Here is a 13,227-nt window from a genome sequence, read left to right as displayed (position 1 = left end):
AGCAGCGGCCACGAAACAGCCAGATCAACATGGCGCGGGGTTTTCAAGAACGGCTCCGTAGCACTTCGAAACAAACTCAAAACTTGTAACTTGATATTAGAAAACTTGAAATATCGAGCATCACTTTCTTCAAGCATCTACCTCACTGATTTTTCGTATGCTTCGAGGCCGCCCATTCTTGAGCAAGGATGCTCCTCCATGTTGACGCTTCTACGCATAGGGCTTGCCGCCTGCCTTCTGACTATCATTCCCCACGTACAGGCCAGCCCTTGCCCCGAGTGGGAAGCAACCCGCGCCGCCACCGAAATCCTCACTCTCCAGGCCCGCCTGGCCGACTGGGACGACCGCTACCATCGCCTCGGCGAATCGCCCATTCCCGACGAGCTCTACGACCAATCTCGCCTGCAGTTGAACGCTTGGCAACAGTGCTTCCCCGCCAGCAGCGGGCCGGAGAAATCGCCGCTGGCAACTGCAGTCGGGCCGATCAAGCATCCCATCCCCCATACCGGTGTCGACAAGCTTGCCAACGAAGCGGCGGTGCGTCGCTGGCTCAAGGGCCGGGAAGATATCTGGGCGCAACCCAAGATCGATGGTGTAGCGGTGACGGTGGAGTACCGCAAAGGTCACCTGCATCAGGTGTTGAGTCGGGGCAACGGCAGCCATGGGCACGATTGGACACGGCCAGCCAAATCCATCGCGGCTATCCCTGCGGTGCTGCCACAGTCGATCGATCTGGTGCTGCAAGGCGAGTTGTACTGGCGGCTGGACGAGCATGTTCAGGCCAATGCAGGCAGCAGCAATGCTCGGGGCAAAGTTGCCGGGTTGATGGCCCGCAAGGTGCTGAGCAAGGAGCAAGGCTCGGTCGTGGGGCTGTTCGTGTGGGACTGGCCAGCGGGTCCGGCCCAATTGCCGGAACGCCTCGCTGGGCTCAAGGCGCTGGGATTTCCTGAGTCTGGGGCCTATACCGAACCGGTAAAGCATTTCGAGGATGCCGCCCGCTGGTACAACCATTGGCACACCGCCACCCTGCCCTTCGCCAGCGACGGGCTGATTCTGCGTCAGGGTCGGCGGCCGCCCGCCGAGCGCTGGGAGGCCAAGGTGCCTTATTGGATCGCGGCATGGAAATACCCGGTCGCGCAGGCCTTGGCGACAGTGCGCGATGTCACTTTCAGCATTGGCCGGACCGGCCGGATTACCCCGGTGCTGGAGTTGCAGGCGGTACAACTGGATGATCGCCAGGTCCGCCGTGTGAGCATGGCCTCGCTGCAACGCTGGCAAACGCACGATGTGCAGCCCGGCGATCACGTCGCCGTCGATCTCGCCGGGCTGACCATTCCGCGGTTCGCGGGGGTGGTGTGGCGCAGTCCCGCACGCGCGGCCGTCAGTGCACCTGATCCGGACCAGTATCATCCGCTCAGTTGCTGGCGCGCTACCGCCGAGTGCACTCAGCAATTTCGCGCGCGACTCACTTGGCTCAGCGGCAAGCAGGGCTTGAAAATGGCGCACATCGGCCCCGGCGCCTGGGACACCTTGATCGCCAGCGGCAGGGTGGAAGGGCTGCTGGACTGGCTGACACTGGATGCCGACGGTTTGCAGGACATACCTGGCATCAAGGACGCCAGCCGTCGGCGTTTGCTGAACGCCTTTGCTCAAGCTCGCGAGCAGCCGTTTACGCAGTGGCTCAAGGCACTCGGCGTGCCGTCGGTGAAAGCCTTGCCTGGCCCGATCGATGAACCTGCGAGCGATAGCCGCTGGCAGCAGCTGGTCGCCTATAGCCCGGAACAGTGGCAGGCAGTTCCAGGGATCGGCGCCTTAAGGGCACAACAGCTGACGGATTTTTTCAAGCATCCCGAGGTTCAGCGATTGGCCCTACAACTGAATGAGGCGAAGGTCGAGGGGTTTTACTGAGAAACGGCCTTTTCAGTCTTGTCCTAAAGACGACCAGTGCCTCATGGTCTTCAATAGGGACACTTTCACCCGAGGAATCAAGATGAAAACCCTGTCTTTTGTAGCACTGCTTGCCGCCTGTGGCCTGTTCACACCTCTCGCCCTGGCCGCCGATGCCACCGCGCTCAAAGGCTGCGACGCCAAGAAAGCCAATCTGCAAACCCAGATCGACTACGCCAAGGCCCACAACAACAGTCATCAGCAAGCGGGCTTGCAGAAGGCGCTGGATGAAGTGAACGCACATTGCACCGACGCTTCGCTGCGTCAGGAGCGGGAGAAGAAGATCATCGAAGCCAAGCATGAAGTGGCCGAGCGGCAAGCGGATCTGGCAGAGGCTAACAAGAAGGGCGATGCCGACAAGATCAGCAAGCGTCAGGCAAAGCTGGCTGAATCGCAGAAGGAGTTGCAGGACGCGATGAGCGAGCTGAACAAGTAATCAGCGCTGATCTTGAGGCCGGCTTCGCCGCCGAACGCGCCCCCTTGCTCCCACAGACGCACGACTCAGCAACGGCCTGTACCTGTAGGAGCAAAGCTTGCTCGCGAAGAGGCCGGTACAGTCGACCGATCCATCAGATCGAGACGAAGAAAAAGCTCACCACAATCCCCAACCCCACAAACCACACCAGCGAGCGCAGCGCCGGCAGATCAGCCAGATAGAAGATGATGTACAACAGCCGACTGGTGATATAAGCCACCGCCAGCACGTCCATAGTGGTTTGCGCGGCATTGCCGACGATATCGGCAATGATCACCGCTGCGGCGAACGCTGGTATCGCTTCAAAGCTGTTGAGCTGGGCAGCGTGGGCACGCTTGGGCAAGCCCTGCAGATTCTCGAGGAATTTGCGCGGGTCGTGATTATTGCCCAGCTTGAATTTGCCACCGCCGTATTTGGCGATTCCCGAACAAACGATCGGCAACACAATCGCAATCAATACACACCAGAAGGCGACAGTCATCGGGGTTTCCTTGTCTGTAGTTGGATAATCAAAGCTTCATGACCAGCATGCCCGCCAGCACCAGAGCACAGGCCAAGAGGCGTGGCCCACCGAAAGGTTCGCGCAAGTATCGCATGCCGAACAGCACCACCAGAATCACACTGACCTCGCGCAAAGCCGCCGCTTCGGCTACCGACCCCAGCGCCATCGCCCACAGCACCAGTGCATAGCTGGCCAGCACGCACAAACCCACGGCCAAGCCCAGACGCCACTGGGTCTGCCAGAAGTGCCGAAAAGCCGAGCGCCGCTGCACCACGGCAAACAGCGGAAACGGCCACGCGCTGATCAAGGTCAGCCAGCCGAGGTAATCCAGGGTATGCCCCCAGCGGGCCAGCGCCTGGCCGTCGAGCCAAGTGTAACAACCGATGCTCAGGCCGATCAGCCCCACCACCGGCAGCAGCTTCCATGGCAAGCGAGCGCCACCGCCACCCTGCCACAATAGCGCTGCCATGCCGCAGGGGATCAGCAATATACCGATCACCTGCCGATGCGTCAGCGGTTCGGCGGCGAACAGCAGGGTCAGCCCCAACACCACCACTGGTGACAGTCCGCGCATCAACGGGTACACCAAGCCCAGGTCACCGACGCGATAAGCCTTGATCAATAGATAGCGGTAAAGCAGCTCGAAACCGGCCGATGCAAGCATCCAGGGCCAGATCTCGGCGGGGGGGATGTGTACGAAGGGCATCAGCAACAATGCACAGACCAGCGCCACGGCATCCATGCTTGCAATCACCAGCACCCGTTCGGCACTGAACTTGACCAAGGTGTTCCATGTCGCATGAAGGACGGCGGCAATCAGTACAAGCGTTGTCGCGAGCACGCAATGTTCCTTGTTGTTGTGTGAGCGCATGAGGCGTTCCTGAGGTCGCCCCCTTTTATCGGCTCGATATACTAGGCCTTAATTCGTCACATTCAGAAGCGCTTCGCAACAATTCCAATAAGTCCTTCGCCCTGTCGGGCCGTCGGCATGCGCACGCCTGATCGAACCGAGTTCGTTCGAACCAACCACAGGGATCACTCCGCATGCCACTCGCTTTGTATGCATTGGCCATTGCCGCGTTCGGCATCGGCACTACGGAATTCGTCATCATGGGGCTGTTGCCTCAAGTCTCGGCCGACCTGGGCGTCAGCATTCCCAGTGCGGGTCTGTTGATCACCGGCTATGCCTTGGGCGTGGTGTTCGGTGCGCCGATCCTCGCCGTCGCCACCGCCAATATGCCGCGCAAGGCGACGCTGCTGGGCATGACCGGGATGTTCATCCTCGGCAACGTGCTGTGCGCCATTGCGCCCAATTACATCTCGTTGATGGCGGCGCGAGTGGTCACGGCGCTGTGCCACGGCGCCTTCTTCGGCATCGGCTCGGTGGTCGCCGCCGGGCTCGTGGCGCCGAACAAGCGGGCACAGGCAATTGCCTTGATGTTCACTGGCTTGACCCTCGCCAGTGTGCTCGGCGTGCCGCTGGGGACTGCCTTGGGCCAAGTCGCCGGGTGGCGCGCGACCTTCTGGGCGGTGTCGGTCATCGGCATCGTTGCGCTGATCGCTCAGGCCATCTGGCTGCCACGCTTCATTACCATGGAGCGCGGCAACCTGATGAGCGAGTTCAAAGTGCTGGGCAAGCCCAACGTGCTATTGCCGCTGACCATGAGCGTCATGGCGTCGACCAGCTTGTTCAGCGTGTTCACCTACATCGCGCCAATCCTGACCGACGTCACCGGTATCGGCCCGCATGCCGTGACCATCATGCTGTTGCTGTTCGGCGTAGGCCTCACCGGTGGCAGCCTGCTGGGTGGGCGCCTGGCCGACACCAAATTGCTGCCGGCGCTGATTGCCATGGCAATTGCCGTGGTGGTGGTCATGGTGCTGTTTACTCAGACCAGCCGTTCTGTGATCCCGGCGGCGATTTCGCTGGTGCTGTGGGGCGTGGCGGCGTTCGCGCTGTGTCCGATCCTGCAACTGCTGATCATCGACCAGGCGGTAGATGCGCCCAATCTGGGTTCGACCCTGAACCAGAGCGCATTCAACCTCGGCAACGCGCTGGGCGCCGGCCTTGGCGGGGCGGTGGTGGCCAGCGGTGCGAATCTGGCGCAACTGCCTTGGGTGGGTGCTGCGAGCGGCTTGATGACGTTGCTGACGGCGGCGTATTTCATCTATCGCCAGCCGCATTGGGCTGCCGAGGCAGCGACGGCGCCTTGAGCCTGTAGCGGCAGGCGCGCAGCGTCGCACCTGTGGGAATGTGCATGGGTGCGCCTGGCGTCTTCGCGGGCAAGCCTTGCTCCCACAGTGCAAGCCGGCCTTGAGTCATACATCTGTGGGAGCAAGGCTTGCCCGCAAAAGCACTGGCCATGGCACTCAATTTGGCGCGTCTGTACCGGCCAGTAGCACCACCCAATTCGCGGCAGACCCGCCCCCACCAGGGGCGCGGCTGACGCACTGCCCGGCCAGTTGTGCTTTCATACGCGTTTTCTGCAACTGTTACAGGATGTCTGATGCTTGAGCTTGTCGCTGCGTTTATCTGTTTGACCACCCTGCTGACTTACGTGAATTTCCGCTTTATAGGTCTGCCACCGACCATCGGGGTCATGGTCACGGCCATGCTGTTTTCATTGATTCTGCAGGTGCTGAGTTTTCTCGGCTTCCCCGGCCTGGAAGACCAGGTGCGGGCCTTGATCGGCCAGATCGATTTCGGTGATCTGCTGATGAACTGGATGCTGTCGTTCCTGCTGTTCGCCGGCGCCCTGCACGTCAACCTCGCCGACCTGAAAAGCTATCGGTGGCCGATCGGATTGCTGGCGACGTTCGGCGTACTCATCGCCACTTTCGTGATCGGCACCCTGGCGTTCTGGATTTTCGGGCTGTTCGGCTGGCACGTGAGCTTCCTTTATTGCCTGCTGTTCGGCGCGCTGATCTCGCCCACCGACCCCATCGCGGTGCTCGGCGTGTTGCGTACGGCTAATGCCTCCAAGCCCCTGAAGACCACCATCGTCGGCGAATCGTTGTTCAACGACGGCACCGCAGTGGTGGTGTTCACCGTGCTGCTGGGCATCGCGCAACTGGGCGAGACACCGACCGTTGGCGCGACCGTGATGCTGTTCGTGCACGAAGCCGTGGGCGGCGTGGTATTCGGCGGCCTGATTGGTTATGTGGTGTACCGCATGATCAAAAGCATCGAGCAATATCAGGTCGAGGTCATGCTGACCCTGGCGCTGGTGATCGGCGGCTCGGCCATGTCCGCGGAGTTGCACGTGTCAGCGCCGATCGCGATGGTGGTCGCGGGCCTGATCATCGGCAACCTGGGACGCAACCTGGCGATGAACGACATGACTCGCCGTTACATGGACGGTTTCTGGGAGCTGCTGGACGATATCCTTAATGCCTTGCTGTTCGCGTTGATCGGCATGGAGTTGCTGCTGTTGCCGTTCTCGTGGCTGCACTTGAGTGCCGCTGGCTTGCTGGCAGTGGCGATTTTGCTGTCGCGCTGGCTGACCGTGGCGCCGGCCATTGCGTTGCTGCGTCGCTGGCGCACGGTGCCGCGCGGGACCATCCGCGTGCTGACCTGGGGTGGCTTGCGCGGCGGGGTGTCGGTCGCGCTGGCACTGGCCCTGCCACTGGGTCCGGAGCGCGACCTGGTGCTGAGTATCACCTACATCGTGGTGCTTTCGTCGATCCTGCTACAGGGTTTGACGATCGGGCCGCTGGTGAAGTCGGTGACGCGGGAGCCAGTGTCAAAGCAAGCTGATCACTGACAACGAGGGCCTCTTCGCCGCCGAACGCGCGCCCTTGCTCGCGAAGAGGCCCATACAGACAACATCATGCACCCGCTTCGAACTGATCCTTGATATAGCGAATTTCCGTACGCCCGTGCGGCGCCGGCAAGCCATCTTCACCGAGGTTGACGAACACCAGCTTGTCGACCGTGAGGATGCTCTTGCGGGTGATCTTGTTGCGCACTTCGCAGGTCAGGGTGATGGACGTGCGACCAAACTCGCTGGCAGTGATCCCCAATTCGATGATGTCGCCTTGGCGCGAGGCACTGACGAAGTTGATCTCTGAAATGTACTTGGTCACCACTCGCTGGTTGCCCAGCTGGACAATGGCGTAGATCGCCGCTTCTTCGTCGATCCAGCGCAGCAGACTGCCGCCGAACAGGGTGCCATTGGGGTTGAGGTCTTCGGGCTTGACCCATTTGCGCGTGTGGAAATTCATGCTCGCTCCTGACTGTTCGACTGGAAGGCCATTATCATCGCAGACACAGCGGCGTGACTCTATATGGCGTTTGTCTATGGGGATGATATAGCCGGCGCTGGCCTCTTCGCGGGCAAGCCTTGCTCCCACAATAGCGGGCCGTAGATCTGTAGGAGCAAGGCTTGCCCGCGAAGAGGCCAGCCGAGGCGACCCACCACCCGGCAGGATTCGCACATAACCCTTGGGAAGCACCGCCAGCCCATATATAATCCCCCTCGCTTCACTTCGACGGCCCTCTCTTCAACCGGGCCGTTCCCGCCACCTGTCCGAGGGGCGCTGCAGCAGGTCTATCCTGTCAGGCTCGGATGGGGCGTTGATCGCCGGACTTGCCGGCACAAACGCACAACGGCGCCCATTCGCACACTACGAATGGAGGCTCTCTATGAGCGCTGTAATCACGCCTGCAGATTTTTCCGACTACAAAGTGGCCGACATGTCCCTCGCTGCCTGGGGCCGTCGTGAAACCATCATCGCTGAATCGGAAATGCCAGCACTGATGGGCCTGCGCCGCAAATATGCCGGCGAGCAGCCTCTCAAGGGCGCAAAAATCCTCGGCTGCATCCACATGACCATCCAGACCGCCGTGCTGATCGAAACCCTGGTCGCCCTGGGTGCCGAAGTGCGCTGGTCCTCTTGCAACATTTTCTCCACCCAGGATCAGGCCGCTGCCGCAATCGCTGCTGCCGGCATCGCTGTCTACGCCTGGAAAGGCGAAACCGAAGAAGAGTACGAGTGGTGCCTGGAGCAAACCATCCTCAAGGATGGCGCGCCATGGGACGCCAACATGATCCTCGACGACGGCGGCGATCTGACTGAGCTGCTGCACAAGAAATACCCGGCCATACTCGACCGCGTACACGGCGTCACCGAAGAAACCACGACTGGCGTGCACCGCCTGCTGGACATGCTGGCCAAAGGCGAGCTGAAAATCCCGGCCATCAACGTCAACGACTCGGTGACCAAGAGCAAGAACGACAACAAATACGGTTGCCGTCACAGCCTCAACGATGCCATCAAACGCGGTACCGACCACCTGCTGTCGGGCAAGCAAGCCCTGGTGATCGGCTACGGTGACGTGGGCAAAGGCTCGGCTCAGTCGCTGCGTCAGGAAGGCATGATCGTCAAGGTCACCGAAGTCGACCCGATCTGCGCCATGCAAGCGTGCATGGACGGTTTCGAACTGGTGTCGCCGTTCATCGACGGTATCAACGATGGTTCCGAAGCCAGCATCGACAAGGCCCTGCTGGGCAAGATCGACCTGATCGTCACCACCACCGGTAACGTCAACGTCTGCGACTCGAACATGCTCAAGGCTCTGAAAAAGCGTGCCGTGGTCTGCAACATCGGTCACTTCGACAACGAAATCGACACCGCCTTCATGCGCAAGAACTGGGCATGGGAAGAGGTCAAGCCGCAGGTGCACAAGATTCACCGCACCGGTCCTGGCGGGTTCGACGCTCAGAATGACGACTACCTGATCCTGCTGGCCGAAGGCCGTCTGGTGAACCTGGGCAACGCCACTGGTCACCCGAGCCGCATCATGGACGGTTCGTTCGCCAACCAGGTCCTGGCGCAGATCTTCCTGTTCGGTCAAAAGTACGCCGACCTCAGCCCAGCGCAGAAAGCCGAGCGTCTGACCGTTGAAGTACTGCCGAAGAAACTCGACGAAGAAGTGGCCCTGGAAATGGTGCGCGGCTTCGGCGGCGTGGTCACCAAACTGACCAAGCAACAGGCTGATTACATCGGCGTCGACGCCGAAGGCCCATTCAAGCCGCACGCCTACCGTTACTAAAAGCAGCGGCAAGTTGTGAGCTGCAAGCGGCAAGTCAAGGCGGGCCACGCCTTGAGGTTGCAGCTTGCAGCTTGCTCCTTGAAGCTTAAAAAGTCCCTCTTGCAGCTTGAAGCTTGCAGCTAAGGAACGACCATGTCCCAGGAACGCCGCTTCAGCTTCGAGTTCTTCCCTACCAAGACCGATGCTGGACACGAAAAACTGCTGACCGTTGCCCGTCAACTGGCCGGCTACAACCCCGATTTCTTCTCCTGCACTTACGGTGCCGGGGGCTCCACTCGCGATCGCACCCTGAACACCGTGCTGCAACTCGAGCACGAAGTGAAGGTACCGGCCGCGCCGCACTTGTCGTGCGTGGGCGACAGCAAGGCCGACTTGCGCAGCCTGCTCGGCCAATACAAGGATGCCGGTATCAAGCGCATCGTTGCCCTGCGTGGCGACCTGCCATCCGGTATGGGCATGGCCAGCGGCGAGCTGCGTCACGCCAATGATCTGGTCGAGTTCATTCGCGCCGAAACCGCCGAGTATTTTCATATCGAAGTGGCTGCCTATCCGGAGATGCACCCGCAAGCGCGCAACTTCGAAGACGATCTGCAGAACTTCGTGCGCAAGGCCAATGCCGGTGCCGACAGCGCGATCACCCAATACTTCTTCAACGCCGACAGCTACTTCTATTTCGTCGAGCGCGTGCAGAAACTGGGCGTGAACATCCCGATCGTGCCAGGCATCATGCCGATCACCAACTACAGCAAGCTGGCGCGCTTCTCGGACGCCTGCGGTGCCGAAATTCCGCGCTGGATCCGCAAGCAACTGGAAGCCTACGGCGACGACGCCCGCAGCATCCAGGCGTTCGGCGAACAGGTCATCACGCAGATGTGCGAGCAACTGCTGCAAGGCGGCGCGCCGGGGCTGCACTTCTACACCCTTAACCAGGCCGAGCCGAGCCTGGCAGTGTGGAACAACCTCAAGCTGCCGCGCTGATAGATTGCACTTGGCTTGCCGGCCCCTTCGCGAGCAAGCGCTGCTCCCACAGAGCGATACGCTTGTGAGAGCAAGGCTTACCCGCAAAGGGGCCGGTACTGATCGGCACATCGTTGTGCGCCACGAAATCTTTGCGCTACAGACACTTGCCGCGCAAAGCCTCTAGCCAGCGACCTCCGCGCGTCGTAATCTCCACGACATGCCTGCATACGCCCTCCTACTGTCTGCTTTGCTGATCACTTGCCTGAGCCTAAGCGCCCACGGTGAAAGCCTGCGTATTGTCACCGAACCTTGGGCACCTTACGTCTATCTGCAAGACGGCAAACCCACCGGCATCGATTACGAGATAACCGCGCTGGTGTTCAAACGCCTGGGCATCGATGTGGAGTGGCAATTTCTGCCGTGGCGGCGTTGCCTGATGATGCTCGATGAAGGCAAGGCTGATGGCGCGCTGGATATTTTCGAGTCCACCGAGCGCGACAGCCAGCTGCTTTACCCCACCGAACCGCTATCGCAAGTGGAGTTCGTGCTATTCCAGGCCAAGGCCCGCCCGCACCTGTTCGCCAGCCTGAACGACCTCAAAGGCCTGAAGATCGGCACCTCGCCGGGCTTTATCTACGACCAGGCATTTCGTGACTCGCAGCTGTTCGAACGCGAAACCGCACCGACGCTCGAAGCCAATTTCGGCAAGCTGCTACTGGGGCGCGTCGACATGGTGATTACTGATCGCCGGGTAGGCCGCTATGCCGTCAAGGCGCTAGGCCTGCAGGATCAGGTCGAGGAGTTGCCGATCATGGTCAGCCGTGACCCGCAGTACCTGGCGGTACGCCGAAACGCCGGCATGGACCTGCTGGTGCAGCGTTTTGCCGCCGAACTGCGCCGCTTCAAGCAGGAGCCAGCCTACGCCGAGCTGATTACTCGCTACGCCAACATCGTGCCCGAGCCCACCAAGACGCCAGCCAACACCAGCCATTTCGGGGCGAAACCTGACACATCCTCGGAATTCTCTGACAAAAGTGCAGCCGTTGAGCAGTAGGAAAGCGGCGCAAAGGGATTGCTCTGTTATACTCGGGCCTTCCCGCCAGGCTTACGCCCGGACGCTCGACCTCGCAAAAGGCTCCTGATTCGCTCTCCACCTCGGCTTCTCGCCAGGTAAGGCGGCCTTGGAATGCGCATTGGAGGCCCAGCAGGACCGGACGCGACCGCGCCAGAGAGCCCCCGTCGCGCCAGGCACGATTATCCCTCGGGCACAGCCCTCACTTAGACAGGATTACTCATGTCCTTTGCTTCCCTCGGTCTCTCCGAGGCTCTAGTCCGCGCCATCGAGGCAGCGGGCTATACCCAGCCCACTCCGGTGCAACAGCGGGCCATCCCCGCCGTGTTGCAAGGTCGCGACCTGATGGTGGCAGCACAGACAGGTACAGGTAAGACAGGTGGTTTCGCCCTGCCGATCCTCGAACGTCTGTTCCCCAACGGTCACCCAGACAAGTCCCAGCGTCACGGCCCGCGCCAACCGCGCGTACTCGTCCTGACCCCGACGCGCGAACTCGCCGCTCAGGTGCACGACAGCTTCAAACTCTACGCCCGCGATCTCAAGTTCGTCAGCGCCGTGATCTTCGGCGGTGTCGGCATGAACCCGCAGGTGCAGGCCATGGCCCGCGGCGTCGACGTGCTGGTCGCCTGCCCCGGTCGACTGCTGGACCTGGCTGGCCAGGGCAGCGTCGATCTTTCCCATGTTGAGATCCTTGTCCTCGACGAAGCCGACCGCATGCTCGACATGGGTTTTGTCCATGACGTGAAAAAGGTCCTCGCCCGACTCCCGGCCAAGCGCCAGAACCTGCTGTTCTCGGCCACGTTCTCCAACGACATCACCGCTTTGGCGGGCAAGTTGTTGCACAACCCCGAGCGCATCGAAGTCACTCCGCCGAACACCACGGTCGAGCGTATCGAACAGCGCGTGTTCCGCCTGCCGGCCAGCCACAAGCGCTCGCTGCTCGCGCACCTGATCACCAAAGGGGCCTGGGAGCAAGTGCTGGTGTTCACTCGTACCAAGCACGGCGCCAACCGCCTGGCCGAGTACCTGGACAAGCACGGCCTGAGCGCCGTGGCCATCCACGGTAACAAGAGCCAGAACGCGCGCACCAAGGCCCTGGCCGACTTCAAGGCTGGCGAAGTTCGCATCCTGGTCGCCACCGACATCGCCGCTCGCGGCCTGGACATCGATCAGTTGCCCCATGTGGTCAACTTCGAGCTGCCCAACGTCGATGAAGACTACGTGCACCGTATCGGCCGTACTGGCCGTGCCGGTCGCTCGGGCGAAGCGATCTCGCTGGTTGCGCCAGACGAAGAAAAACTGCTGAAAAGCATCGAACGCATGACCAAGCAGAAAATCGCCGACGGCGACCTGATGGGCTTCGATTCCAGCACCGTCGAGGCCGAAAAGCCTGAAGTTCGTGAACGTCCACAAGCCAACAAGCCACGCAATGCCCCTCGTGCTCCACGCGAAGGCACGGCAGCCAACGGCGCCAACAACAATGCTGGCGGCGGTCGTAAAGACAAAGGCAAGGATAAAGGCAAGGAAAAGCCCGCCGGGGCGCGTTCTGAACGCCAACCCCGTGACTCGAAACCTCGTCAGGCTCAGCAGCCTGCACAGGCAGCTGCCCCTCGGGCACCGGCTGACCGTGCACCGGACGAGTTCCGCGACGATGAAGTCGATAACTTCGGCAACCGCGCCGACTACGTGAGCCCTTACCAGGGCAAGAAGGACCAGAACCGCGGTCGTCGCCCAGGCGCTCCGGCCGCAGCCACTGGTGCTGCACCGGCTGCACGTCAAGGTCGTCCGAGCGCGCCGCGCACTGGCGCCCCGGCTGGCGGCGAAGGTGCCAAGCGCACCGGCGGCGGTCCACGTAATGGCAGCGGCGGCGCCCGTAGCGGTGGGGCTGGCAATGCGGGCGGTGCTCGCAATGGCCAGGCCCGTCGTGAAGGCGGCGGCGGTCGGGACCGTCGTCCGGCGCGCGATGAGCAGCCGATGGTCACCCGCGAAGAGCCAGCGGTAAGAAACCCCAGCGGCACTGCGCCGAAGATCGTGCACAAGGAATCGAAGATTGATCGTTTCCCCACGCCCGAGCAACTGGAAGACTTGCCGAGCCGTCCGCGTGGTGAAAAGCCTGCGCTGCTGACGCGTAACCGCGAAGGCTGAGGCTAGCCTCAGGGGCCCCTTCGCGGGCAAGCCTTGCTCCCACAGCAGCATGATTCAACACTGTGGGAGTA

At 61.3% G+C, this 13,227-nt stretch carries 11 protein-coding genes and 1 riboswitch; of the genes, 8 read left to right on the top strand and 3 right to left on the bottom strand.

Annotation, left to right across the window (positions count from 1 at the left end):
* Window positions 1-198 precede the first annotated feature (198 nt).
* Both ligB and LIX93_RS18555 read left to right on the top strand, forming a co-directional pair.
* Complete coding sequence (ligB, locus tag LIX93_RS18560) at window positions 199-1,908, top strand: NAD-dependent DNA ligase LigB (protein WP_226505511.1); 1,710 nt, start codon at window positions 199-201, stop codon at window positions 1,906-1,908.
* Window positions 1,909-1,990: 82 nt separating this feature from the next.
* Window positions 1,991-2,383, top strand: a complete 393-nt coding sequence (locus LIX93_RS18555; RefSeq protein ID WP_226505510.1) for a DUF1090 domain-containing protein — start codon at window positions 1,991-1,993, stop codon at window positions 2,381-2,383.
* A 133-nt stretch (window positions 2,384-2,516) separates the two neighbouring features.
* Here the strand turns inward: LIX93_RS18555 and LIX93_RS18550 are convergent, their stop codons facing one another.
* Both LIX93_RS18550 and LIX93_RS18545 read right to left on the bottom strand, forming a co-directional pair.
* Window positions 2,517-2,903 carry an MAPEG family protein gene (locus LIX93_RS18550; RefSeq protein WP_226505509.1) on the bottom strand — a complete coding sequence of 129 codons (387 nt, stop codon included), beginning with the start codon at window positions 2,901-2,903 and terminating at the stop codon, window positions 2,517-2,519.
* 28 nt (window positions 2,904-2,931) lie between these two features.
* Window positions 2,932-3,765, bottom strand: a complete 834-nt coding sequence (locus tag LIX93_RS18545) for a DMT family transporter (RefSeq protein ID WP_226505658.1) — start codon at window positions 3,763-3,765, stop codon at window positions 2,932-2,934.
* 203 nt (window positions 3,766-3,968) lie between these two features.
* On the opposite strand from LIX93_RS18545, the gene LIX93_RS18540 reads away from it, so the two are divergent.
* Window positions 3,969-5,138 (top strand): MFS transporter, encoded by a 1,170-nt coding sequence (locus LIX93_RS18540; protein ID WP_226505508.1) that lies wholly within the window; start codon window positions 3,969-3,971, stop codon window positions 5,136-5,138.
* 293 nt (window positions 5,139-5,431) lie between these two features.
* The gene (locus LIX93_RS18535; protein WP_226505507.1) at window positions 5,432-6,688 is read left to right on the top strand and encodes a sodium:proton antiporter; all 1,257 of its coding nucleotides are present in this window, start codon (window positions 5,432-5,434) and stop codon (window positions 6,686-6,688) included.
* A gap of 64 nt (window positions 6,689-6,752) precedes the next feature.
* Here the strand turns inward: LIX93_RS18535 and LIX93_RS18530 are convergent, their stop codons facing one another.
* Window positions 6,753-7,148 (bottom strand): hotdog domain-containing protein, encoded by a 396-nt coding sequence (locus LIX93_RS18530; protein ID WP_275948755.1) that lies wholly within the window; start codon window positions 7,146-7,148, stop codon window positions 6,753-6,755.
* A gap of 301 nt (window positions 7,149-7,449) precedes the next feature.
* Window positions 7,450-7,548, top strand: a riboswitch (S-adenosyl-L-homocysteine riboswitch).
* 21 nt (window positions 7,549-7,569) lie between these two features.
* Between LIX93_RS18530 and ahcY the strand changes: the two genes are divergently transcribed.
* The 4 genes from ahcY to LIX93_RS18510 all read left to right on the top strand — a co-directional run bounded on the left by ahcY (window position 7,570) and on the right by LIX93_RS18510 (window position 13,156).
* Entirely contained in the window at window positions 7,570-8,979 is a 1,410-nt protein-coding gene (ahcY, locus tag LIX93_RS18525) for an adenosylhomocysteinase (protein ID WP_226505506.1), read from the top strand.
* A 132-nt stretch (window positions 8,980-9,111) separates the two neighbouring features.
* Entirely contained in the window at window positions 9,112-9,957 is an 846-nt protein-coding gene (metF, locus tag LIX93_RS18520; RefSeq protein ID WP_226505505.1) for a methylenetetrahydrofolate reductase [NAD(P)H], read from the top strand.
* A 199-nt stretch (window positions 9,958-10,156) separates the two neighbouring features.
* Window positions 10,157-10,993 (top strand): transporter substrate-binding domain-containing protein, encoded by an 837-nt coding sequence (locus LIX93_RS18515; protein ID WP_226505504.1) that lies wholly within the window; start codon window positions 10,157-10,159, stop codon window positions 10,991-10,993.
* A gap of 240 nt (window positions 10,994-11,233) precedes the next feature.
* Window positions 11,234-13,156: a DEAD/DEAH box helicase gene (locus LIX93_RS18510; RefSeq protein ID WP_226505503.1), complete on the top strand. Its 1,923-nt coding sequence runs from the start codon at window positions 11,234-11,236 to the stop codon at window positions 13,154-13,156.
* The last annotated feature ends 71 nt before the right edge of the window (window positions 13,157-13,227 follow it).

The sequence above is a fragment of the Pseudomonas sp. MWU16-30317 genome (assembly GCF_020515695.1).
Classification (GTDB): Bacteria; Pseudomonadota; Gammaproteobacteria; order Pseudomonadales; family Pseudomonadaceae; genus Aquipseudomonas.
The sequence above is the reverse complement of the archived record's forward strand: the minus strand, read 5'-3'. Positions and strand labels throughout refer to the sequence as shown.

Coding starts and splice junctions, on each gene's coding strand:
- LIX93_RS18535 (WP_226505507.1), top strand. CDS start 5,432: ATGCTTGAGCTTGTCGCTGCGTTTATCTGTTTGACCACCCTGCTGACT.
- LIX93_RS18555 (WP_226505510.1), top strand. CDS start 1,991: ATGAAAACCCTGTCTTTTGTAGCACTGCTTGCCGCCTGTGGCCTGTTC.
- LIX93_RS18550 (WP_226505509.1), bottom strand. CDS start 2,903: ATGACTGTCGCCTTCTGGTGTGTATTGATTGCGATTGTGTTGCCGATC.
- LIX93_RS18540 (WP_226505508.1), top strand. CDS start 3,969: ATGCCACTCGCTTTGTATGCATTGGCCATTGCCGCGTTCGGCATCGGC.
- ligB (WP_226505511.1), top strand. CDS start 199: ATGTTGACGCTTCTACGCATAGGGCTTGCCGCCTGCCTTCTGACTATC.
- LIX93_RS18530 (WP_275948755.1), bottom strand. CDS start 7,148: ATGAATTTCCACACGCGCAAATGGGTCAAGCCCGAAGACCTCAACCCC.
- LIX93_RS18515 (WP_226505504.1), top strand. CDS start 10,157: ATGCCTGCATACGCCCTCCTACTGTCTGCTTTGCTGATCACTTGCCTG.
- LIX93_RS18510 (WP_226505503.1), top strand. CDS start 11,234: ATGTCCTTTGCTTCCCTCGGTCTCTCCGAGGCTCTAGTCCGCGCCATC.
- ahcY (WP_226505506.1), top strand. CDS start 7,570: ATGAGCGCTGTAATCACGCCTGCAGATTTTTCCGACTACAAAGTGGCC.
- metF (WP_226505505.1), top strand. CDS start 9,112: ATGTCCCAGGAACGCCGCTTCAGCTTCGAGTTCTTCCCTACCAAGACC.